Origin of the sequence: Phenylobacterium sp. (genome assembly GCF_046463815.1) — a bacterium.
Lineage (GTDB): Bacteria > Pseudomonadota > Alphaproteobacteria > Caulobacterales > Caulobacteraceae > Phenylobacterium.
The window spans coordinates 1-21,759 of the sequence record NZ_JBKBRO010000013.1 but is presented as its reverse complement, the minus strand read 5'-3'; the positions used below and the strand labels follow the sequence as shown (position 1 = coordinate 21,759).

Annotated in this window: 18 protein-coding genes and 1 pseudogene; 8 read left to right on the top strand and 11 right to left on the bottom strand. The window is 70.5% G+C overall.

Annotation, left to right across the window (positions count from 1 at the left end; all coding sequences use genetic code 11):
- Positions 1–41: 41 nt before the first annotated feature.
- The 3 genes from ACK4TT_RS10230 to ACK4TT_RS10220 form a co-directional block, all read right to left on the bottom strand.
- Complete coding sequence (locus ACK4TT_RS10230; protein WP_409642042.1) at positions 42–1,067, bottom strand: DUF3667 domain-containing protein; 1,026 nt, start codon at positions 1,065–1,067, stop codon at positions 42–44.
- A 127-nt stretch (positions 1,068–1,194) separates the two neighbouring features.
- Positions 1,195–1,977, bottom strand: coding sequence for an enoyl-CoA hydratase-related protein (locus ACK4TT_RS10225; RefSeq protein ID WP_409642045.1), 783 nt, complete (start codon positions 1,975–1,977; stop codon positions 1,195–1,197).
- Between the two features lie 52 nt (positions 1,978–2,029).
- Positions 2,030–2,560 (bottom strand): gamma carbonic anhydrase family protein, encoded by a 531-nt coding sequence (locus ACK4TT_RS10220; RefSeq protein WP_410212944.1) that lies wholly within the window; start codon positions 2,558–2,560, stop codon positions 2,030–2,032.
- Between the two features lie 310 nt (positions 2,561–2,870).
- On the opposite strand from ACK4TT_RS10220, the gene ACK4TT_RS10215 reads away from it, so the two are divergent.
- On the top strand, positions 2,871–3,635 hold the full coding sequence (locus ACK4TT_RS10215; protein ID WP_410212943.1) for a PhoH family protein: 765 nt from the start codon (positions 2,871–2,873) through the stop codon (positions 3,633–3,635).
- A 36-nt stretch (positions 3,636–3,671) separates the two neighbouring features.
- On the opposite strand, the gene ACK4TT_RS10210 is transcribed toward ACK4TT_RS10215, so the two are convergent.
- The gene (locus ACK4TT_RS10210) at positions 3,672–3,914 is read right to left on the bottom strand and encodes a DUF5961 family protein (RefSeq protein WP_409642054.1); all 243 of its coding nucleotides are present in this window, start codon (positions 3,912–3,914) and stop codon (positions 3,672–3,674) included.
- Positions 3,915–4,118: 204 nt separating this feature from the next.
- On the opposite strand from ACK4TT_RS10210, the gene ACK4TT_RS10205 reads away from it, so the two are divergent.
- Together ACK4TT_RS10205 and ACK4TT_RS10200 are read left to right on the top strand one after the other, a co-directional pair.
- A complete protein-coding gene (locus tag ACK4TT_RS10205) occupies positions 4,119–4,313 on the top strand; it encodes a hypothetical protein (protein ID WP_409642057.1) in 195 nt (64 codons plus the stop codon).
- Positions 4,314–4,392: 79 nt separating this feature from the next.
- A complete protein-coding gene (locus ACK4TT_RS10200) occupies positions 4,393–4,578 on the top strand; it encodes a hypothetical protein (RefSeq protein WP_409642059.1) in 186 nt (61 codons plus the stop codon).
- A 69-nt stretch (positions 4,579–4,647) separates the two neighbouring features.
- Here ACK4TT_RS10200 and ACK4TT_RS10195 read toward each other — a convergent pair whose 3' ends face one another.
- Together ACK4TT_RS10195 and ACK4TT_RS10190 are read right to left on the bottom strand one after the other, a co-directional pair.
- The gene (locus ACK4TT_RS10195) at positions 4,648–6,183 is read right to left on the bottom strand and encodes an OprO/OprP family phosphate-selective porin (protein WP_410212942.1); all 1,536 of its coding nucleotides are present in this window, start codon (positions 6,181–6,183) and stop codon (positions 4,648–4,650) included.
- A gap of 107 nt (positions 6,184–6,290) precedes the next feature.
- Positions 6,291–7,295 carry an NAD(P)H-dependent flavin oxidoreductase gene (locus ACK4TT_RS10190; RefSeq protein WP_409642065.1) on the bottom strand — a complete coding sequence of 335 codons (1,005 nt, stop codon included), beginning with the start codon at positions 7,293–7,295 and terminating at the stop codon, positions 6,291–6,293.
- 136 nt (positions 7,296–7,431) lie between these two features.
- On the opposite strand from ACK4TT_RS10190, the gene ACK4TT_RS10185 reads away from it, so the two are divergent.
- Positions 7,432–8,682, top strand: coding sequence for an acetyl-CoA C-acetyltransferase (locus tag ACK4TT_RS10185; RefSeq protein ID WP_410212941.1), 1,251 nt, complete (start codon positions 7,432–7,434; stop codon positions 8,680–8,682).
- 181 nt (positions 8,683–8,863) lie between these two features.
- On the opposite strand, the gene ACK4TT_RS10180 is transcribed toward ACK4TT_RS10185, so the two are convergent.
- Positions 8,864–10,090, bottom strand: a complete 1,227-nt coding sequence (locus ACK4TT_RS10180) for a mechanosensitive ion channel (RefSeq protein WP_410212940.1) — start codon at positions 10,088–10,090, stop codon at positions 8,864–8,866.
- A gap of 91 nt (positions 10,091–10,181) precedes the next feature.
- Here ACK4TT_RS10180 and ACK4TT_RS10175 point away from each other — a divergent pair, with 91 nt between their 5' ends.
- Both ACK4TT_RS10175 and scpA read left to right on the top strand, forming a co-directional pair.
- The gene (locus ACK4TT_RS10175) at positions 10,182–11,603 is read left to right on the top strand and encodes a methylmalonyl-CoA mutase family protein (RefSeq protein ID WP_410212939.1); all 1,422 of its coding nucleotides are present in this window, start codon (positions 10,182–10,184) and stop codon (positions 11,601–11,603) included.
- Positions 11,600–13,759 carry a methylmalonyl-CoA mutase gene (gene scpA / locus ACK4TT_RS10170; RefSeq protein ID WP_409642077.1) on the top strand — a complete coding sequence of 720 codons (2,160 nt, stop codon included), beginning with the start codon at positions 11,600–11,602 and terminating at the stop codon, positions 13,757–13,759. The genes ACK4TT_RS10175 and scpA overlap by 4 nt, the downstream gene beginning before the upstream one ends.
- 4 nt (positions 13,760–13,763) lie before the next feature.
- Here scpA and ACK4TT_RS10165 read toward each other — a convergent pair whose 3' ends face one another.
- Together ACK4TT_RS10165 and ACK4TT_RS10160 are read right to left on the bottom strand one after the other, a co-directional pair.
- Positions 13,764–14,825 (bottom strand): PepSY-associated TM helix domain-containing protein, encoded by a 1,062-nt coding sequence (locus tag ACK4TT_RS10165; protein ID WP_410212938.1) that lies wholly within the window; start codon positions 14,823–14,825, stop codon positions 13,764–13,766.
- Positions 14,825–16,945, bottom strand: coding sequence for a TonB-dependent receptor (locus ACK4TT_RS10160; RefSeq protein WP_410212971.1), 2,121 nt, complete (start codon positions 16,943–16,945; stop codon positions 14,825–14,827). The genes ACK4TT_RS10165 and ACK4TT_RS10160 overlap by 1 nt, the downstream gene beginning before the upstream one ends.
- A 195-nt stretch (positions 16,946–17,140) precedes the next feature.
- Here ACK4TT_RS10160 and ACK4TT_RS10155 point away from each other — a divergent pair, with 195 nt between their 5' ends.
- The gene (locus ACK4TT_RS10155) at positions 17,141–17,791 is read left to right on the top strand and encodes a superoxide dismutase (protein WP_410212937.1); all 651 of its coding nucleotides are present in this window, start codon (positions 17,141–17,143) and stop codon (positions 17,789–17,791) included.
- A 4-nt stretch (positions 17,792–17,795) separates the two neighbouring features.
- Here ACK4TT_RS10155 and ACK4TT_RS10150 read toward each other — a convergent pair whose 3' ends face one another.
- Complete coding sequence (locus tag ACK4TT_RS10150) at positions 17,796–21,023, bottom strand: amidohydrolase family protein (protein ID WP_410212936.1); 3,228 nt, start codon at positions 21,021–21,023, stop codon at positions 17,796–17,798.
- Positions 21,024–21,127: 104 nt separating this feature from the next.
- On the opposite strand from ACK4TT_RS10150, the gene ACK4TT_RS10145 reads away from it, so the two are divergent.
- Entirely contained in the window at positions 21,128–21,643 is a 516-nt protein-coding gene (locus tag ACK4TT_RS10145; protein WP_409642092.1) for an FKBP-type peptidyl-prolyl cis-trans isomerase, read from the top strand.
- Positions 21,644–21,656: 13 nt separating this feature from the next.
- Here ACK4TT_RS10145 and ACK4TT_RS10140 read toward each other — a convergent pair.
- Positions 21,657–21,759, bottom strand: a pseudogene (locus tag ACK4TT_RS10140) (IS5/IS1182 family transposase); the annotation flags it as partial.

Here is a 21,759-nt window from a genome sequence, read left to right as displayed (position 1 = left end):
ACCTGACGCAGGCGTCACGTTTGCGCAAGCGTGCCGCGAGGTCAGGCCGACAGGATCGTCACCGCCGCCACGAAGAGCAACAGCGCGAATGCGCAGAACCACAGCAGGAACCAGGTCCGCCAGAGGGCCGAGAACGTCCCCAGGCCGTAGGCGCCCTTGAGCTGGAAGAACATGTGCGCGGGCACGGCGAAGGGGGCGGCCATCCACACCAGCGCCGAGGTGATCCCGCCGATCCGGGTGGCAACGGCCGTGACCATGACCAGCATCGACATGAAGGTCAGCGAGTAGAGGACGAAAACCCCGTGGTCGTAGAGCGTGAAGCCCCGCTTCCACAGGAACAGCAGCGCCACGAAGGGGATGGAGATGGGGATCAGCAGGAACGAGAATTTGTAGAACGCCTGCTGCAGCTTGTAGAGCGCCAGCTCCGGGTTCTCGAGCTTGTGCCGGATCTTGGCCTCCAGCGCCTTGTTCTCCAGGTTCATGTTGAGGTCCCCGGCCGTCGCGCGGCGGCGGATCTCGTCCTTCCAGTCGAAGCCGGCGTCTTGGGGGACGTCCATGGCGTTGAGCTGGGCGCTGATCGTCTCCAGCTCCTGTCGTTCGGCCGTCGCCTTCGCCTCGGCCTCGGCGCGCGCCTCCGGCGTCTTGGCCGTCAGCACCTTGGCCTCGGCCTCCCGCACCTTGCCGATCTGGTCGGCGAGCCGTTGCACGAGGGCCTGCTGCGCCGGCGGCAGGGGCGCCTTCTCCTTGGCCGGCATGTAGCTCAGGCCCATGAACATGACGAAGACCGTGAACAGGAACATGGCCAGCGGCGAGACGTAGCGCGAGCGCTTTCCGTGCACCCACTCCCGCGTCAGCCGGCCGGGCCGAAAGGCGAGCAGCGGCAGGGTGCGCCACATCCGGCTGTCGAAGTGCATGACCCCGTGCAGCACCTCCTCGCCCAGGTGGGTCAGGGTCCGGTGGATGTGCGCCGGCTGGCCGCACTGGTGACAGAAGCGGCCGACGACCTCGGTCCCGCAGTCGGCGCAGGCATGATGCGCCTCGCCCGCCTCGCCTATCGGACGATCCACCGCGGCTGCGGCCGCGCCGCCTTGGATCGCGCCCCCGATTATGCCTCCGGCGTCGATATCGGCCATGTCCATCCCCCAGGGTCCCGCCGGACTGTGACGGGATTGCCGTTGGGGAACAAGCCGCCGGTCAGCGGCCCTTCCATTGGGGCGGACGCTTCTGGGCGAAGGCCATCGGCCCCTCCTTGAAGTCTTCCGAGGTGAAGAGCGCCGCCACCGCCGGATACTTGCCTTGGCCGCGGATCGCGGCCTCCAGCGTGGGTTCGTCCAGGCCCCTGTAGACAGCTTCCTTGGACGCCCGGATCGACATGGGCGAAAGCTCGCAGATCTGCTTGGCCCATTCGCGCGCCGTGCGCATCAGGTCCTGGGGCGCGGTCACCTCGGCCACGAAGCCCAGTTCCTTGCCCTCGGCGGCCGAGACGCGCCGGGCGGTGAGGATCATGGCCATGGCCCGCTTGACCCCGATGGCCCGCGGCAATCGGTGCAGGCCGCCGGCCAGGGCCGCAAGGCCCACGCGCGGCTCCGGCAGGGCGAAGGTCGCGTTCTCCGAGGCGATGATGATGTCGCAGGCGAGCGCGATCTCGAAGCCGCCGCCCATCGCCACCCCGTTTACCGCCGCGATCAGCGGCTTGGTCAGGTCGAATCGCGAGGTCAGGCCCGCGAAGCCCGACGGCGGCGACTTCATCGCCCCGCCCGAGGCCTGGTGCTTCAGGTCGTTGCCGGCCGAGAACGCGCGGTCGCCCGCGCCTGTGACGATGCCCACCCACTGCTCCGGGTCGGCCGCGAAGGCGTCGAAGGCCTCGTGCAGCTCGAAGTGCGCCGGCGAGTGCAGCGCGTTCATCACGTCGGGCCGGTTCAGGATGAAGGTGGTGATCGGTCCTTCCCGCTCCACCTTGATGAACTCGTAGGCCATGGCGTCCTCCCTTGTGCTTGCGGGCATCAAGGGAGGGGCGCCGCCACGTTCGTCAAGCGACGACGGCGAGTTCCCGCCGATACCGTTTCCAGTTCTCGACGTAGTGGCGAGAGCCCGCCGCCATCACGGCGGCCTGCTGGTCGCTGATCTCGCGGATCACCTTGCCGGGCGCGCCCATGACCAGCGAGTTGTCGGGAATCTCCTTGCCCTCGGTGATCAGGCAGTTGGCGCCAATGAGGCAGTTCTTCCCGATCTTCGCGCCGTTCAGGACGATCGAGCCGATCCCCACCAGGCTGTTGTCCCCGATCGTGCAGCCGTGGAGCATCACCATGTGGCCGATGGTGACGTCGGCCCCGATGGTCAGCGGCCAGCCGGTGTCGGTGTGCAGCACGCTGCCGTCCTGCACGTTCGACCCCTCGCCGATCACGATGGGGTCGTTGTCGCCGCGCACGGTGGCGCCCCACCACACGGACGCATTCTTCTTGAGAACCACGTTGCCCATCACGGCCGCGGTCGGCGCAATCCAGTATTCGTCATCATTCGGTAATTGCGGCGTCACACTGCCTAAGTTGTAGACACTCATCTGGGCGGCTCAATGCTTTCTGTGAATGGGGCGTTTAACGACTCGGAAAGGACGTTACGATCATTCTAGTCGGGCGATTCGAGGGGGCGAAAGCCCTCCCGGAAGCCGCCGCGGTGGTTTCGCCTCCGCGTCTCGCGCTGGACGGAGTGGATGGCGCTCAGTCTGTTGCTTTCCCGGGCCGTTTCGCCCGGACCGGACCAAGCCGGCGAGCCCCCGGGCTCCGCATGCCGCCGCATCGTTCTCACCCACGTTTCCGAAGGGCGCTCCCAAGCATGGGACGCCCTTTTTTCTTGCCCCCAAGGAGGCCTTGATGAGCAAGCGAGCCACGAAGCGACAGCTGCGCGAAGGCGCGTTCGACGCCGGTCAGTTCGAGGGGGACGATAAGGTTCGCCGGCTGCCGGTCGATCGGGGCTGGTCGCCGCTCGCTCATCACAACGACGATCGCGAACAGGCCTATCTCAAGACCATCAAGGCCAAGTCGCCGGGCCAGCAGGAACTGATCGAGGCCATCGATTCCAAGAACCTCGTCATGGCCCTGGGCCCGGCCGGCACCGGCAAGACCTATCTGGCCATCGCCAAGGCCGTGGAAGCGCTGGAGAGCGGCCGGGTCGGCCGCATCGTGCTCTCGCGCCCCGCGGTGGAGGCCGGCGAATCCATCGGCTTCCTGCCGGGCGACGCCGAGGACAAGCTCGCACCCTACCTGCGCCCCCTCTATGACGCGCTGTCCGACCGCCTGTCGATGAAGCGGGTTCGGGCCCTGATGGCCGAGGGCGCCATCGAGATCGCACCCGTGGGCTTCATGCGCGGCCGCACGCTCAACAACGCCTTCGTCGTGATCGACGAGGCCCAGAACTGCACCTACGTCCAGCTCAAGATGCTGCTGACCCGCCTGGGCTGGCACTCGACCATGGTGGTCACGGGCGATCCCAACCAGTCCGACCTGCTGCCCGAGCTCTCGGGCCTCGGCCCCGTCGCCGAGCGGCTGGAGGAGGTCGGCAACATCGCCGTGGTCCGCCTCGCCGAACGCGACATCGTCCGCCACCCGCTGGTGGCCGAGATGCTGGGCGTCCTCTGATCGAAGGGCCCCGCCTCGGGTTCGCCGGAGGCGGGGCTAATCGCAGGGCGCCGCGTCGCCGGTCTCCAGATCGACGCAGAAACACTGGCGCTCGCCGCTTTCGCAGTCCTCCACGAAGAGCTGCACCGTCTCGCCCTCGGCGTCCGGATGGCTGTCCTCCAGGAAGTGCAGCGCGGCGTCCTCGAAGCTGACGCCGTCCACCAGGCGCGCGCACGCCGGGGCCTCGGCGGCCGCGTGGACCGCGAAGCGGCGTTGAAGGGTGTCGAGGGCTGGGGCCATGCCCAGCGCTCCTTTCCCGCCAAACGCCCGAAGCGGCGAAAGGCCCCAAGAAGGAGTCATGGCTCAGCTTGCAGCCTGGCGAGAAGGCCTTTACCCAACCCCTTTCAGCGGTGTGGGCAGCTGCAACGCCGCCGGGAGGCCTCCTCCCGCTCAGGAGCCGGCGTCCGATGCACCGGGCGTCCAGGATCGGGATGCAAGTCCTCGATGAGCGACTCTGAAGGGCGCAAGCCCGACAAGACCGATTCCGAGGCCGAAGCCGAGGCGCAGCGCGCCGCCGACGGCCTGAAGGACCAGATCGCCGCCGTGCGCGCCCGAATCCGCGACGCCCGCGAAACCTTGCGCGAGCACGCCGAGCGCCAGCAGGCGCCGCGCGGCTCGAAATGCTCGCCCATCAGGTAGAACTCGCGCTTCTCTCACAACCAAAGGATGTGCTAGCTTGCTCCATTGGCCGGACCAGGGGCGGACCGAGAGGGGCGTCATGACGGACTACCGGCTCTACTTCCTCGACGAAGCGAACCATATCCGCGGAGTCGTGGAGTTCGACGGCGAGGACGACGCCGACGCCGCCCAGCGCGCACTGGACCACGCTGACGGTCGCGGCATGGAGCTGTGGAGCCGTGATCGCCTGGTCCAGCGCTTCGAGCGACGGGCCGAGTCCGCCTGACCGCGGCGCTCCCCTAGAGCCTTGAGCGCCACCTGGTCGCAAGACCGGTGTCCGCTTTTGCGGATCGCGCTAGAAGGCGTACTGGGTCCGGATCGACCACACGTCGTAGTCTTGGCCGATCTGCGCCCCCGCCGGCGGCGTCAGGCCCCCCGCGCCGAACGCCGTCCCGCCCGGCGACAGCCGCACCACGTCGACGCGCTGGTAGTCCGCCAGGAACCGCACGTTGCCGTTCGGATACCAGTTGAGACCCAGGGTGAGGATCTTCTGCTCTCCCCCGCGGATGGCGCCCGCAACCGGCGCCGTCCCCGCCGCTCCGGCCAGATAGTCGAGGTCGAGGTCGGAATAGCGCGCCGCCAGCTCCCAGACGCCCCAGGTCCCGCGAGCGAGGTCGAAGGGCGCCTCCACCTTCGGCGCATCGAAGCCGCCCGCCGCGGCGCTGTAGCGCCGGGGCTCGCCGGTGATCGTCCACGCCCCCTGCACGTACCAGCCCGAGAACTCCGGATCCGGCAGGCCCGCCGCTCGCCGCTCCACGTCGATCCAGAAGTGCTCGCCCTGCAGGCTGAGGTTCCGATGCTGGAGGCCAAGCTCCAGACCAAGCGCCGTCACGCCGTCGGCATCGATGGAGCCGGTGTCCACCAGCCTCGTCCCATCCACCCGCAGTTCGGGCCGCTCGCGCAGCCGCACCGGCGTCGCGGCGCCGGCCGGCGGGATGTCCGCGCCCGTCGCGGCCGGCTGGAAGACCAGGTTGGCGGTGGCGCCCAGGTGAACGACCGTGGCCTTGGTCAGCACGGGCGCGAAGGTCGCCCGGCCAATGAAGCCCGTCTGCTCGTCGAAACTCGAGCTCTGGATCACGCCGCCGGTGAGGGTCCCGGCCAGACTCCAGCGCGCGCCGCTGGCCATCGCCGCCAGACCGGTGCGGCCGTCGCCGCCCGCCAGGTTGCGCACCAGCTCGGCCGCGACCGCCCGTTCCAGGAACAGGGTGGACGAGCTTGAGGTGGCGTCCTCGAGCCCCGTGGTCTGCGGGAACGCGCCCGCTCTCAGACGAACGCCCTTCAGGCCTGCGTAGTCCACATAGGCGCTGATGATCCGGCCCGGCTCCTCGACGCCGGAACCGCCGAAGTCCACCAGGATATTGTAGCCCCAGTCTCCCCAGGCCTTGCCTTCGATCCCCAGCCGCACCCGGCGCAGGTTGGTCCCGTCGGCCAGGTCGCGCGCCCGCTCGGCCTCGGTCGCATCGCCCAGCGAGCCGCGCCGGAAGTCGCTGGCCGCCGGCCCGGGCGCATCCTGATCGTAGGTCGCCGCGTCGAGTTGGGCGACGCCGCGCAGCGACGCGGTGAATTGCCCGTCCGCGCTGGAGAACGTGGGCCGCCCGCCCGCCATCGAGACCTTCGACTCGGCGGTCCGCTCGGCGATCGCCTTGTCGGCGACCGCGGCCTGGCCCCGGAGCGCCGAGACCTGCTTCTCCAGCTCGTCGTTGCGCTTCTCCAGGGCGTCCAGCCGGCCCATCAGGGCGAGGAACTGCTCCTGGCTGATCGGTGTGGGCTGTTCGTTCCGGGTGGGGACGGTCTGGGCGTGGGCGACGGGGCCTGCAGCGGCGAACAGCAAACCTGCGATCGGGGCGAGGCGCGGGAGATTCGGCATGGCGGGAAGATACCGGGCCGCCGCGCACCCGACCATACCATTCCGTCCGCCATCGGACGAAGCGCCGGAAGCTACTCCGCCGCCATCAGGACGCGGCCGGCGGTGAAGGAGGTCTTCTCCGCCAGCTCGGCCTTGGCCTTCTCGTATTCCTCGGCCAGCCGCGCCACGAGGTCGGCCGCGGGGGGCACGTCCTTCACGGCGCCGATCCCCTGGCCGCAGCCCCAGATGTCGCGCCAGGCCTTGGCCTTCTGGTTGCCGCCCGAGCCGAAGTTCATCTTCGAGGGATCCGATTCCGGCAGGTTCTCAGGGTCCATGCCGGCGGCACGGATCGACGGCGCCAGGTAGTTGCCGTGCACGCCGGTGAAGAGGTTGGAATAGACGATGTCGTCGGCCGACGAGGCGACGATCATGTCCTTGTAGGCCTGGTCGGCGTTGGCCTCCTCAGTGGCGATGAACGCCGAGCCGATGTAGGCGAGGTCGGCGCCCATGGCCTGGGCGCCCAGGATCGCATGGCCGTTGGCGATCGAGCCCGACAGGGCGAGCGGCCCGTCGAACCACTGGCGGATCTCCTGCACCAGGGCGAAGGGCGACAGCCTCCCGGCGTGGCCGCCCGCGCCGGCCGCCACCGCGATCAGGCCGTCGGCGCCCTTCTCCACCGCCTTGCGGGCGAAGCGGTCGTTGATGACGTCGTGCATGACGACGCCGCCGTAGGAGTGAACCGCCGCGTTCACGTCCTCGCGCGCGCCCAGCGAGGTGATGACGATCGGCGCCTTCCACTTGGTCGAGGCCTCCAGGTCGTGCTCCAGCCGGTCGTTGGTCTTGTGCACGATGTGGTTCACCGCGAACGGCGCCGAGGGCGTGTCGGGGTGATCCCGGTCCCACGCGGCCAGTTCCTCGGTGATCCGGTGCAGCCACTCGTCGAGCAGCGAGGCCGGCCGCGCGTTCAGCGCCGGGAACGAACCCACGATGCCCGCCTTGCACTGGGCGATCACCAGGTCCGGCCCCGAGATGATGAACAGCGGGCTGGCGATCACGGGCAGACGCAGGCGGTCACGGAGCACGGGCGGCAGGGCCATGGGTCAGGTCCTCGAACAGTTGTTAGATTTACAACGTACGCACATCATGTCGCGGCGACAACATCGAATTCCGCTGGACTGACGCCACGTCCGGCAAGCTGATTTCGCCGCGAAGAATTCCAGGGGAGGATCCCAAATGCCCGAAGCTCTCATCATCGACGCCTGCCGCACCCCGCGCGGCATCGGCAAGGTCGGCAAGGGCGCGCTCGCCGAATTCCATCCGCAGCACCTGGCCGCCACCGTCCTGAAGGCGCTGGCCGAGCGCAACCAGCTCAAGACCTCGGACGTCGAGGACATCGTGTGGGGCACCTCGTCCCAGCGCGGCAAGCAGGGCGGGGACCTGGGCCGCATGGCCGCCCTCGACGCCGGCTACGACGTGCGCGCCTCGGGCGTCACCCTCGACCGCTTCTGCGGCTCGGGCATCACCGCCGTGAACATGGCCGCCGCCTCGATCATGTCGGGGATGGAGGACCTGGTGATTGCCGGCGGCGCCGAGATGATGTCCTACACCGCCGCGACCGCCTCGATGCAGGGCCCCGACGGCGGCCCCGCCCTGCTGGACTCGGGCAACACCCGCCTGCGCGCCAAGCACCCGCAGTCCCACCAGGGGGTCTGCGCCGACGCCATCGCCACCATGGAGGGCATCACCCGCGAAGCCCTGGACGAACTGGCCTACGTCAGCCAGCAGCGCGCCGACGTCGCCGTCCGCGAGGGCCGCTTCGACCGTTCGCTCGTGCCGGTCCATCGCGACGACGGCACGGTGGCGCTCGACCGCGAGGAATTCCCCCGTCCGCAGACGACGCTGGAGGGCCTCGCCTCGCTGAAGCCCTCGTTCGAAGCGATGGCCAACGCGCCGCTCGACGAAAAGGGCACGACCCTCGCCGGCCTGATCAATCAGGTCTACCCCGACCTGAAGATCCGCCACTTCCACCACGCCGGGAATTCCTCGGGCGTCGTGGACGGCGCCGCCGCCGTCCTGCTGGCCTCGCCGGAGTACGCCGCGAAGAACGGCCTGAAGGCCCGCGCCCGCGTGGTCGCCATGGCCAACGTCGGTGATTCCCCCACGCTCATGCTGAACGCCCCGGTCCCGGCCGCGCTGAAAGTGCTTAAGAAGGCCGGCCTCACGCCGGACGACATCGACCTGTGGGAAATCAACGAGGCGTTCGCGGTCGTGGCCGAAAAATTCATCCGCGACCTCAAGCTCGACCGCGAGAAGGTCAATGTGAACGGCGGCGCCATGGCCCTGGGTCACCCGATCGGCGCCACCGGCTCCATCCTGATCGGCACGATCATCGACGAACTGGAACGTCGCGACCTCAAGCGCGGCCTGGTCACCATGTGCGCCGCCGGCGGCATGGCCCCGGCGATCATCGTCGAGCGGGTGTAGCTTCTCCTCTCCCCCCGCGAAGCGAGAGGGGAGAGACTGGGTGAGGGGCGGCGCCGGCCTCTCACCCTCTCCGGCGGCTCAGCCGGGATATCAGTTGCGGCGAGCATTGCGGGACGGCTCCGTCCCGTCGCCCCTCACCCTGCCCTCTCCCCTCGTACTGCGTGTCGGGGGAGAGGCGCGCTTAGCCCTTCCCACCGCCGTCCCTCGTCCACCGCTCCAGCAGCTTCGCCGCCGCCTCCCGGCCGCCGATGCCGAAGGCGAGCGCGGCGGCCACCGCCGCCGACCCCAGGATGAGGCCGAAGGCCAGGATCACGATCTCGTCCGCGATCCCCATGAAGCGCAGCCCCATGGCGGTGGCGAGCGCTATGGTCGCCCATTTCACGATGTTGGACGCGAATCCGTCCGCCCCGTTGGTCGAGCGGTCGATCAGGGTCGACAGGAAGTTCGCCACCATCACGCCCACGGCGATGATGACCCCGCCGAACAGCACATGGCCGGCCAGCTCCAGGATCTCGGTCAGCATCACCGCCACCGCGGCGAAGGCCATCAGCCGGGCGGCCTCCACAGCCGAGAACAGCATGATGGCGACCAGCGACAGGCTCGCCACGACCTTGGACGGCGTGAAGCGCGGCGGCGCGGGCTCGGCGCCTTCGGGCGTGGGCTCGCCGGCGCCGATCCCCAGGGCCTGCAGGCTGCGATCGAAGCCCAGGGACGGCAGGAGCTGCTCCAGCAGACTCGCCACCCAGCGGCCGATCAGGAACGCCAGGGCCAGCACGATGGCCGCGCCCAGCAGCCGGGGGACCGCCTCCAGCACCGTCGCCAGCACCGCCACCGCCGGGTCCGAGATGGCGCTGACGCCCAGTTGCTGCAGGGCCGCGATGGTGACGGGGATGATGATCAGCACGAAGACCAGCGTGCCGACGGTCTTCGACAGGCCCGAGGCGCCGGTCACCCGCGACAGGCCCGCCTTCTCCAGCCAGGCGTCGGTGCGCGCCGCCGCCAGGCCCGCCTCCACCACCCGCTGCGCCAGGGTGGCCACGATGAAGCCCACGAAGAAGATCACCACCGCGCCCAGCAGGAACGGGATGAAGGCCGTCACCTCGATCAGGAGGCCGTTCAGCGGCTCGACGATGCTGGTCAGGCCCAGTGTGGTCAGCGCCCCGATCAGGCCGATCAGCAGCACCAGCCAGTAGCCGAGCTGGCCGAGCTGGTAGCCCACCGTCTCCTTGGGCTCGACGCCCTCGTTGTGCGTCTTCAGGCCCGGCGTGCGGTCGATCACCCGGGCCAGGCCCCACTGCACCATCTTGGCCAGGATGTGCGCGGCCAGCAGGATGACCACGGCGATGAGGACGCGCGGGCCCCATTCCATCATCATGTCCTGGGCGCGGTAGTAGTCGACGGTCGGCATCTCGTCCTCGCGAAGTCCGGCGCTGAGCTTGCCGCGAGTCGTGACCCTGGGTGAACTTGACGCCCCCGGGCGCGAGGGCCCATCTGCCCCCATGCCCGACACCCGTCTCCTGGACCCTGGATTCACCCCCGCCGGCGAGGACGCCTGGCGGGCCCTCGTCGCCAAGACCCTCGGCGACAAGCCCTTCGAGAGCCTGCAGAAGGCCACCGCCGAAGGCCTGCCGATCCAGCCGCTCTACGCCCAGGCCGAACGCCCGGCGGCCTTCCCGCCCCGGCCCTTCGACGCCGGGCGCCCGTGGGACATCCGCACGCTCACCGCCCATCCCGATCCGGCGCGGGCCAACGCCGAGGCGCTGGCCGACCTCGAGGGCGGAGCCGCCTCGGTGGTCGTGAAGATCGACCCGACGGGTGAGGCGGGCGTCGCCGTGGGCTCGGCAGACGGCCTGGGGCGCGTGCTGAAGGACGTGATCCTGGAGCTGGCCCCGGTCGGCCTCGACGCCGGCTTCCTGGGGCCCAAGGCCGCCGACTGGCTGCACGCGCTCGCCAAGTCCTCGCCGGGCGCCAAGCTCAACTTCAACCTCGATCCCCTGAGCGCTTTCGCCGAGACCGGACAGAGCCCGGGCCCGATCGAAAGCCACCTCATCAGCGCCGCCACGGTGGCGATGCGCCTCTCCCAACCCTATCCCCAGGGCCAGCTCTTCCTGGCCTCGGGCCGCGTGGTCCATGAGGCCGGCGGCGGCGAGGCCCTGGAGGTCGCCTTCGCGGCCGCCGCGGCGGTCGCCTACGCCAAGGCCCTGGTGCGCGCGGGATTGCCCATGGCCGAGGCCTTCGCCCGCATCACACTCGGCCTCTCGGCCGACGCCGACTACTTCCTCACCATCGCCAAGCTACGCGCCGCCCGCGCGATCTGGGCCCGCATCGCCTCGGCCTGCGGCGCGCCCCCCCAGGCCCGGATCGAGGCCCGCTCGTCGCGCCGGATGCTGGCCGCGAAGGACGCCTTCACCAACATGATCCGCCTCACCGCCGCCGGCTTCGGCGCCGCCGTGGGCGGGGCCGACGCGGTCCTGCTGGGGAACTTCACCGACGCGCTCGGCCTGCCGACCGCCTTCGCCCGGCGCCAGAGCCGCAACACCCAGCTCGTGCTGATGGAAGAAGCCGGCATCGGCCGCGTGGCCGATCCCGCCGCGGGCTCGGGTTACATCGAGGCGCTCACGGACGAGATCGCCCGCGCCGCCTGGGCCAGGTTCCAGACCATCGAGGCCGGCGGCGGCCTGGTCGCGGCGCTGACAAACGGCGATGTGGCCCGCGAGGTCGAGGCCGCCAACGCCGCCCGGGGCGAGCTGAAGATCGTGGGCGTCACCGCCTTCCCGCCGACCGAGGAGGCCCCGGTGGAGGTCGAGAAGGCCGCGGCCCAGCCCGTCCAGGCGCCCGACGCCCGCCTGCCCGGCCCCGACGGCCGCTGTCGGCCGCTCAAGCCCATGCGCCTTTCCGAAAAGTACGAGGCCGCCCAATGACCGGCTTCCCCGATTTCGCCGCCCTGCCCTTCGACGCCAACCTGCCGCCGGCCGCCCCGCCCTCCGGCGAACCGTGGCCTACGCCGGAGGGCATTCCGGTGAAGCCGGCCTATGGCGCCGCCGACGCGCCGGGCTTCGCGGCCCTGGGCGGCTATCCCGGCCTCGCGCCCTTCGTCCGGGGCCCCTACCCCACGATGTACGCGACCAATCCGTGGACCATCCGCCAGTACGCGGGTTTCTCCACGGCCGAGGACTCCAACGCCTTCTACCGCCGCAACCTGGCGGCCGGTCAGATGGGCCTCTCCATCGCCTTCGACCTGGCCACCCACCGCGGCTACGACAGCGACCACCCCCGCGTGCCCGGCGACGTCGGCATGGCCGGCGTGGCCATCGACTCCATCCTCGACATGCGGACGCTGTTCGACGGCATCCCGCTCGACAAGATGAGCGTGTCGATGACCATGAACGGCGCCGTCCTGCCGGTCATGGCGCTCTACATCGTGGCGGCCGAGGAACAGGGCGTGCCGCACGAGAAGCTCTCGGGCACCATCCAGAACGACATCCTCAAGGAGTTCCTGGTCCGGAACACCTACATCTATCCGCCGGGTCCCTCGATGCGGATCGTCTCGGACATCTTCGCCTACACGTCCAGGGAGATGCCGAGGTTCAACTCGATCTCCATCAGCGGCTACCACATGCAGGAAGCCGGGGCGACGCTGGACCTGGAGCTGGCCTACACCCTGGCCGACGGCATCGAGTACGTCCGCGCCGGCGTCGCCGCCGGCATGACCGTCGACCAGTTCGCGCCGCGCCTGTCCTTCTTCTGGTGCGCCGGCATGGACATGTTCATGGAGGTGGCCAAGCAGCGGGCCGCCCGCCTGCTCTGGGCCAAGCTCATGAAGCAGGAGTTCGACCCGAAGGACCCGCGCTCGCTGTCCCTGCGGGCCCACACCCAGACCTCGGGCTGGTCGCTGGCCGCCCAGGACGTGTTCAACAACGTCGCCCGCACCGCCATCGAGGCCATGGCGGCCACCGGCGGCCAGACCCAGAGCCTGCACACCAACTCGCTGGACGAGGCCCTGGCGCTGCCGACCGACTTCTCGGCCCGGATCGCGCGCAACACCCAGCTCTTCATCCAGCTCGAAAGCGGCCAGACCCGGGTCATCGATCCCTGGGGCGGCAGCTATTACGTCGAGGCGCTGACCGCGGAACTGGCCCAGCGGGCGCTCGCCCACATCGCCGAGGTCGAGGCCCTGGGCGGCATGACCAAGGCCATCGAGGCCGGCCTGCCCAAGCGCCGCATCGAGGAGGCCTCGGCCCGCACCCAGGCCCGCATCGATTCCGGCCAGCAGAGCGTCGTCGGCGTGAACCGCTACAAGCCCGACGTGGCCGACGACATCCCGGTGCTGAAAGTCGACAACACCGCCGTCCGCGCCGCCCAGATCGCCAAGCTGAACAGGCTCAAGGCCGAGCGCGATCCCGAGGCCGTGGCCGCGGCCCTCGACGCCCTGACCGCCGGGGCCGAGGGGAACGGCAACCTGCTGGAGCTGGCCGTGAACGCCGCCCGCGCCAAGGCCACCGTCGGCGAGATCTCGTTCGCCCTGGAGAAGGTGTTCAACCGCCACAAGGCCCGCGCCGACGCGGTGAAGGGCGTCTACCTCCGCGAAGCCGGCGCCACCCCCGCCGCTGACCGCGCCCGGGCCATGGCCGAGGCCTTCGCCCAGGCCGACGGCCGCAGGCCCCGCGTGCTGATCGCCAAGATGGGCCAGGACGGCCACGACCGCGGCCAGAAGGTGATCGCCTCGGGCTTCGCCGACCTGGGCTTCGACGTGGACATCGGCGACCTGTTCCAGACCCCGGCCGAGACCGCCGCCCAGGCCGTCCGCGACGGCGTCCACGCGGTGGGCGCGAGCTCGCTCGCCGCCGGCCACCTGACGCTTGTGCCTGAGCTCAAGGCCGAGCTCGCCCGCCTGGGCCGGCCGGACATCATGGTCGTGGTGGGCGGCGTCATCCCGCCCGAGGACGTCAAGGCCCTGGAGGAGATGGGCGTCGCCGCCGTCTTCCCGCCGGGCACGGTCATTCCGGAAGCGGCGATCACCGTCCTGGAACGCCTGAACGAACAGCTCGGCTACGCCCAGGAGCAGGCGGCGCAGTAGGCCCCTATTCCGCCGCCTGCGCGGCCGTCGCGCGGCGGCGCCCGCGCGCCTGCTTCAGCAGGAACGACCAGAGGCCGAAGCCGCCCAGCATCGCCAGCGCCAGGCCCGAGAGGAACACCACCGTCTCGTAGGCGAGGCCCCCGACCGCGCCGGCGTGCAGCGGATAGAAGCTGTTGAACGCCCGCATGCCCGGGGCCAGCGCCCGGGCGTCGACGGCGCCGATCACCCGCTCGTCGACAGGATCCACGTAGACGACAGTGCGGCCGTTGGGATGCCATTCGCCCGGCTGCTTCAGACGGACGGCCAGGGGCGCGCCCGGCCTGGCGGGCGGCGCGGCCGTGCGGATCACGGCGTCCGGGAAGGCCCCTTGCGCGGCGGCCAGCGCACGGGGCCAATCCACCTCGCCCACCCCGGCCTTAGGCGGCTTGGGAGCCTCGACGCCGGGCGCCATCAACGCCTGGGTCGCCTCATGGAAGCTGATCGCCCCGCCGGTCAGGCAGAGCACGAAGACCGGGACCGCCGTGACGACGCCGAGGTTGCGGTGCGCGCCCACCAGATCGGCCCGCTTCGTCACCGTCCTCGGCCACACCCGCGCGCCGAAGCTGCGCCAGGCCGGCAGCCAGACGATCGCGCCGGTCAGGACCAGCACGGCCCCCGCGATGCCCGCCGCGCCGACGATCGTCTCCCCCGTCTCCCCGGCCAGCAGCCGGTGGTGCAGCTCGAACACCCAGCCCTCTATCCGCGTCTCGGGCGCGAACCGGGCGAGGACCCGCCCGTCCGCCGCGCCGTAGCCGAGCTGCCTGTCGGCGAAATACAGGCGGTGCACGCCCAGGTGCGGCCCGCCGAACACCACGCTGCGCAGTTCGCCGGGCGCCTGAGCCTCGATGGACTCCATGGCTGCGCCCAGGGCCTGGGGCGTCGGCGCGATCCCGGCGCGGGCCTCGAGGACCGTCAGCTTCACCCACGGGTCGCGCAGCACCAGCAGGCTCCCGCTCAGGCCCAGCGCCACCAGCACCAGCGCGAGGAACGCGCCGGCCCAGGCGTGCAGGGTCCGAAGGACGCCCATCAGAACCGCTTCGCCACGGTGAGCGTGACCGTCCGGCCCCGGCCGGCCCAGTAGCGGGCGTTGTCGGTCGGGTTCTGGGTGTCGCTGAAGTAGCTGATGTACTGCTCGTCCAGCAGGTTCTGGACGCCCAGGCTGACGTCGGCCGCCGGGAACCGCCAGGTGCCCACGGCGTCCACCAGGGTGTAGCCCTCGAAGCTGTTGGCCGCCGGCTCGCCCTCGAAGTCGCGGCTCTCGAAGTCCTGGACCTGGACGCGCAGGCTGGCCGGGCCCCAGGTCCCTTCGGCGTAGGCGGTCAGGCGGTCGGGGGAGATGTTCGCGCCGTTGAGGTCGCGGTCGACCTCGCCGTCCCCGTCGCCGTCGGTGCGGCCCTTCAGGTGCGAATACGCCCCGCCCAGCGTCAGCCAGTCGGTGGCGCGGACCCGGAGCGTGGCCTCGAAGCCCTCGATCTCGGTGCGCTGGCGCTGCACGTCGAAGACGCCGTTGGCGTTGCGCACCAGGAGCGCGCCGCGGTCCGAGTTCGACTGGAACCAGGCCAGCGACCCGCGCCAGCGCTCCTTCGCCACCTCGACGCCGAGCTCGACGTTGTCCGAGACCACCGGCTGGACGTCCAGGTAGCTGTCGATGTCCTGGCCCGGCGTGTTGATGGCCCGCAGGACCCGGCCCACGTCCGGCATGGTGAACCCTTGCGCGTACGAGGCGTAAGCGGTCACGCCGTCCACCACCGTCACCGTCCCGCCGACGTTGAACAGCGTCTCCTTGAAGCTGGGCGAGCCACCGGCCACCTCCCGCGCCCCGGAGGTGTAGATGGTGACGTAGTCGTCGACCTTCAGGGTGGCGTTCTCCTGCCGCGCGCCGGCCGACAGATGGACCCGGCCGTCCCACAGCGCCTGGCGAAGCTGCACGAACGGCGCGAGGCTCTCGTAGATCGTCTCGGGCACCCAGAAGCGATCCGTCTGGATCAGCATCTGGAAGGTCTTGTCGCGGATGCCGTCCAGGCCCACGAGCGCCTTCAGCCCCGGCACGGCGCCGACCTCGCGCTCGTAGTCGATCTTGAAGCCCAGCTTCTCGGAGTTGTTGGCCGACTGGTCGAAGAGCTGGCCGACCGGGGCGATGCGCGGGTCCTGAAAGCTCGTCTCGAAGCCGCCGCCGAAGATCCCCTCGTAGTCGTGCCCGTAGGCCTGGGCCGTTAACGTCCCGCCCAGCAGGTCCCGGTCGCGGTAGGTGGCCGCCACCGAGGTCACCTTGTTGCGCGGCGGCCGGCCGCGCTGGGCCCCGCGCACGCCGGTGGTCGGCAGGCCGGTGGCGCGATTGCCGTTGACCAGCACATAGTCGCCGTCGCCCTCCAGCTCGAAGTGGTTGGCCATCACCTCGATGCGGCGCGTGTCGGTCAGGTCGAAGCCCGCCTTGCCGAATAGCGACCACGACTTGGAGTCCTGGATGTCGCCCTGGGTGCTGTCGGGGCCGATCCGCCGGCCGTCCGCGTCGTAGAACGCGCCCCGCGTCTCGTAGGCCGCCCCCGCCGTGAAATCCCAGCGGCCGAAATCGCGGCCCACGAGGCCCGCGGCCTTGTAGCCGAAGCTGTCGCCCTCGCCTTCGTCGTCGAAGGTGGTCTGGGCCATCACCTTGCCCGCCCAGCCGTCGGCCTCGCGGGGCGTCGGCGCGGTCACGTAGTTCACCACCCCGCCGGTGGCGCCGATGCCCTGGATGGCGTTGGAGCCGAACACCACCTCCACCCGCTCAATGAAGAACGGATCGATGGTGAAGCCGTCGCGGCTGTCGTCGCGCAGCGGCGTCGACTGCGGCACGCCGTCCACGAGGTAGAGCGGGGAGCGGCCCCGCACGGTCTCGCCGAAGCCCGAGAGCTTCTGGCGCGTGGGCGAGAAGGAGGGCGCCAGCGCCGCCACCGCCTCGACGGCGCTCTGCGACAGCGCCGCCTGGGTGGCCAGCTCGTCCTCGCCGATCACCTGCACCGTCGCGGGCGTGGCGGCGCGGGGCTGCTCGACGCGAAGGGCCGTGATGACCACCGCGTCCAGGTCGACCGGCGCCGCAGGCGCCTCCGCATGGGCCCCTCCCGCCGCCAGCGCCGAGAACGCCGCGCCCGCCAGCCACGCCTTACCCATCGTCCGCACCCGCACGGCTCCTTCCTGCAAATCGTTCGCAGGTCATAGAGCGATGCAGTTGCAAGTCAATCGCAATCGAGGCCGCGGGGGTTCCGCCGGGCGCGCGCAGGCCTATGTGACCGGAACGCCTCGGCCCCGCCGGGGTTGAACCGCCGACCGGCGCATCCCGCGCCTCCTCATCGGGGAACCAGTATCATGTACATCCTGCCCGACCTGCCCTACCCGCACGACGCCCTGTCGCCGACCGTGTCGGCCGACACGCTGCATACCCACCACGGCAAGCACCACAGGGCCTACGTCGCCAAGACCAACGAACTGGCGCCGAAGGCCGGGCTCGCCGGCCGGCCGCTGGAGGAGGTGGTGCGCGAGGCCCGCGCCCGCGGCGACAACAAGCTGTTCAACAATGCCGCCCAGGCCTGGAACCACGCCTTCTTCTGGAACTCGATGACGCCCCAGTTCCGCGCGCCTTCGGGCGAGCTCGCCACGCGGATCGATGAGGCCTTCGGGAGCCTGGACGCCCTGAAGCAGGCCTTCGTCGACGAGGGCGTGAACCACTTCGCCTCGGGCTGGGTCTGGCTGGTGACGGGCGCCGAGGGTCTGAAGGTGATCTCGACCCACGACGCCGACGACACCCTGGTGCGCGAGGGCCTGACGCCGCTCCTGGTCTGCGACCTCTGGGAGCACGCCTACTACCTGGACTACAAGAACGACCGGAAAGGGTTCCTGGAGCGCTGGTTCGACCGCGTCGCCAACTGGGCCTTCGCCGAGGCCCAGCTCGCCGCCGCCAACGGCGCGGGCCAGGGCTACCGCTATCCGGCGCCCCAGCCCGAGCCCGCGACGGCCTGAGCGTCTATTCCCACCAGTAGGGCGCGCGCTTGCGCTCGCCCGTGACGACCTCGTTCAGGGTGGCCGGATCGTACATCCGGCCGCCCACCATCACCCGGTGCACCTTCTCGGAGTTGCGGATGTCGGCGGTCGGGTCGGCGTCCAGCACCACCAGGTCGGCCAGCTTGCCAGCCTCCAGCGAACCGATGTCCTTGTCCATCCCCAGCGACCTGGCCGAGACGATCGTCCCGGCGCGCAGGGCCTCGACGGGGCTCATCCCGCCGCGCACGAACGACCACAGCTCCCAGTGCGGCCCGATGCCGGCCTGCTGGCCGTGGGCGCCGATCGAGACCGGCACCCCGCGCTTGGCCAGCTTGTGCGCCTCGCGGGCGTTGTCGTCGTCGGCGTAGTCGGCCTCGGGCGCGATCGGCCGGCGCACCGTGGCGGCGGCCAGCAGCGTCGGGGGCGTGTTGGCCTTCACGACCGGCTGCTCCCAGACGTTGGTGTGCGAGCGCCAGTACTCGTCCGCCGCCAGGCCCCCGAAGGTCACCACCAGGGTCGGCGTGTAGTAGGTGCTGCTGCGGCTGAAGTAGCCCAGCACGTCCTCGTACAGCCGAAGCTGCGGGATGTTGTGCTCCAGGGTCGAGTTGCCGTCGGCGATGATGGTCATGTCCTGGCCGAACAGCGCCCCGCCCTCGGCCACCACCTGCATCCCCTCGCGGCGCGCGGCCTCGACGATCTGCTGGCGCTGGTCGCGCCTGGGCTGGTTGTAGTTCTTCACGCTGTGCGCGCCCTCGGCCTTCAGGCGCCGCACGTGAGCCAGCGCGTCGTCCAGGCTGTTGATCTCGGCGTAGTTGCTCGGCGACTTGGCGCCATAGACGATCTCGCCGGTCGAGAAGATGTGCGGCCCCACGATCAGGCCCGCCCGCTGCATCTCCGAGGCGGCGAACACCTCGGCCGCCCGGCTCGACGGGTCGTGGATGGTCGTGGTCCCCAGCGCCAGGTTGACCATCAGCGACCAGTTCTGCTGCGGCACCAGTTCGTCGATCCCGTAGGGGCCATGGGCATGGGCGTCCACCAGACCCGGGATGATCGTCTTGCCGGTGACGTCGACGGTCTTCGCGCCCGCGGGGATCGCCACCTCGCCGCGCCTGCCGACGGCCGCGATGCGGTTGTCGCGGATGACCACGACGCCGTCCTCGATGATCCCGCCCTGCTCGTCCTTCATGGTCACGACGCGCGCGCCGGTGAGGGCCACCACGCCCGAGGGCCGGTCGGCCGCCACCTCGCGGGCCAGCGACACGCCGGTCTTCGGCGGCTCGAACTTCGGCGCGTCCTCGCCGGCCGGGCCCGAGCGGAAAAGCTCGGCGCTCTTCGCCGTATAGACGGTGGGCCCGACGCTCCAGTGCAGTTCGCCGCCGCCGTTCGACCAGTGGATCCAGTTGGCCCCGCCCGTGCTGGCGCGCGTGACCGGCATCGGTCCGCCCTTCACGTCGACGCTCACTTCCTGGCCGCCCGGCATCAGCGGCATGACGTGGACCTCGTAGTTCTGCCGGAAGGCTACCAGCGCCCCGTCCGGCGAGACGCTGTAGTCGTTCACGAGGTCGCCCTGGGCGTGGACCCGCCTGGCCTCGCCGTTCAGGTCGGTGGAGACGAGCTGGCGCTTGCCCTTCTCGGAGGTCGTCATGAACACCCGGTCGTTCGCCGCGCCGAACTGGGGCTCGCCCATGTCCTTGGCGATGCGCGACGGCGCGCCGCCCGAGGCCGCCACGCGATAGACGCCCGGATTGTCCGACCAGGTGTTCGAAGTCAGGAAGCCGCCCTCCTTCTTCTCGAAGACGATCGTCCGGCCGTCCGGCGAGAACTGCGGCCGGGCGTAGTGGCCGGGCTGGGTAATCACGTCACGCGGCGCGCCGCCCGTGGCCGCCACGGTGCGGATGCGGCCCAGGCCCTTGTCGGTCCAGCTCACGAAGACGATCGTCCGGCCGTCCCGCGACCAGGCCGGGAACAGCTCGAAGGCGTCGTCCTCGCCGCGCGTCAGGCGCTTGGGCGTCCCGCCCGCCATCGGCTTCACATAGAGCTTGCCCAGGCTCTCGAAGACCACCTGCCGGCCGTCGGGCGACACCGCCGCGAAGCGGGTCATCTTGGTGGTGAAGCGGTCTGGCGAGACCTCCACCTTCGGGTGCGGGGCGTCGATCACCGTGCGGGTGTCGGCGACGTGGAAGGGGATGACCCGCGCGCCCGTCCCGTCGGCATCCACGCGCCGGATCTTGCCGCCGGCCCAGAACACCAGGGACCTGGAATCCGGCGTCCAGGCCATGTTGGGATAGAGGCCCACGACGGCCCAGGTCTCCTGCATGTCGGGGTCGAGGCCGTCGAAGACCTTCCGTTCCACGCCCGAAGTCAGGTCCTTCACATAGAGCTGCGACTTCGCCCGTTCCCGGCGCACGAAGGCGATCTTGGTCCCGTCCGGCGAGGGCGTGGGCCGAACCGAGCCGCCCTCCCCCGACACCGTCGTCGAGACCTCGCCGGTGGCCAGATCATAGCGCTCGATGTTGAAGAGGTCGGTGTTGGAATCCTGGGCGTACTCGAAAACCGGTCCCGGCGTGATGTTGCGGGTGAAGTAGACCGACTTGCCGTCGGGCGCGAAGGTCGGCTCGCCCAGCTCCTTCTGGTGCTGCTCGTTCGGCCGCTTGACCAGCGGGACGCCGCCGCCGCCCGAGACGTGGTAGAGCCACACCTCGCCGGTGCCCAGCGAGCGGCCTGTCGTGAAGTGCTTCTTGGCCACGATGAAACGGCCGTCGGGGCTCCACGAGGGCTGGTTCAGCAGCCGGAACTCCTCCTTGGTCACCTGGCGCTTGTCCGAGCCGTCGGCGTTCATCACCCAGATGTTGTCGCCCCCGCCCCGGTCCGAGGTGAAGGCGATGCGCCGGCCGTCGGGCGAGAACCTCGGCTGCACCTCCCAGGCCAGGCCCTCGGCGATCCGGGTCGGCGTCCCGCCCGCGATCGGCATGACGTAGATGTCGCCCAGGAGCGCGAACGCGATCGTCTTCCCGTCCGGGCTGACGTCTAGGTCCATCCAGGTGCCCTCGTCCACGTCGATGGGGATCTGGCGGAGCTGACCCACGGTCGGGGGAGCGTTCACATCCCACTTGGGCGGCTTGGCCGGGGCGGCGGCGGGCGCCGTCTGGGCCCAGGCGGGCGCGGTGGCGAGAACCGCGACGGCGGCGGCGGCGAACAGCTTGGACTTCATGGATATCCCCCGGAACGTGGGCGGCATTGAGCCCAGGTCCGGCCTTGCGCGCAACCGTCCGAAGCGGGACGGTGTTCGCCGAAATCCGGGGGAGTCGGGGAAGAATGATCCGAAAAGCCGCCGCCGCGACCGTCTGCGGCCTGATCCTGTCGGCCTGCGCCGCCACGCCCGCGCCTCAAGCCCCAGCGCCGGCCGCCGACCTATCGCCCCAGGCCCGCTGGGAGCAGGGCCAGGCCGCCTACCTCGCCTGGAACGCCCGCCGGCCGGGCTGGAGGACCACCGAGAGCGGCCTGCAGTACAAGGTGCTGAAGCGCGCCCCGAAGTCGGCCCCGCGCCCCGCGCCCGGCGCGACGGTGACCATCCACTACACCGGGACCTTCATCGACGGGCGGAAGTTCGACAGCTCCCGCGACCGCGGCGAGCCCGCCACCTTCCCGCTCTCCCGCCTCATCAAGGGCTGGCAGGAGGGGGTGCCGATGATGCGCGTGGGCGAGCGCTGGCTGTTCGCCATCCCCGCCGACCTGGCCTACGGGAACCGCAACCGCGACCCCATCCCCAACGGCAGCGCGCTCCTCTTCGACATCGAGCTGATCGCCCTTCCGCCCGAGGCCGCCGGCTAGGACGAATCCACATTCAGCGTAGCCAGAGCATGATGGCGGCGAGGTGGATGAAGGCGAGGAAGTGGTCGGCGCGGCGGTCGTAGCGGGTGGCGAAGCGACGGAAGTGCTTGAGCTTG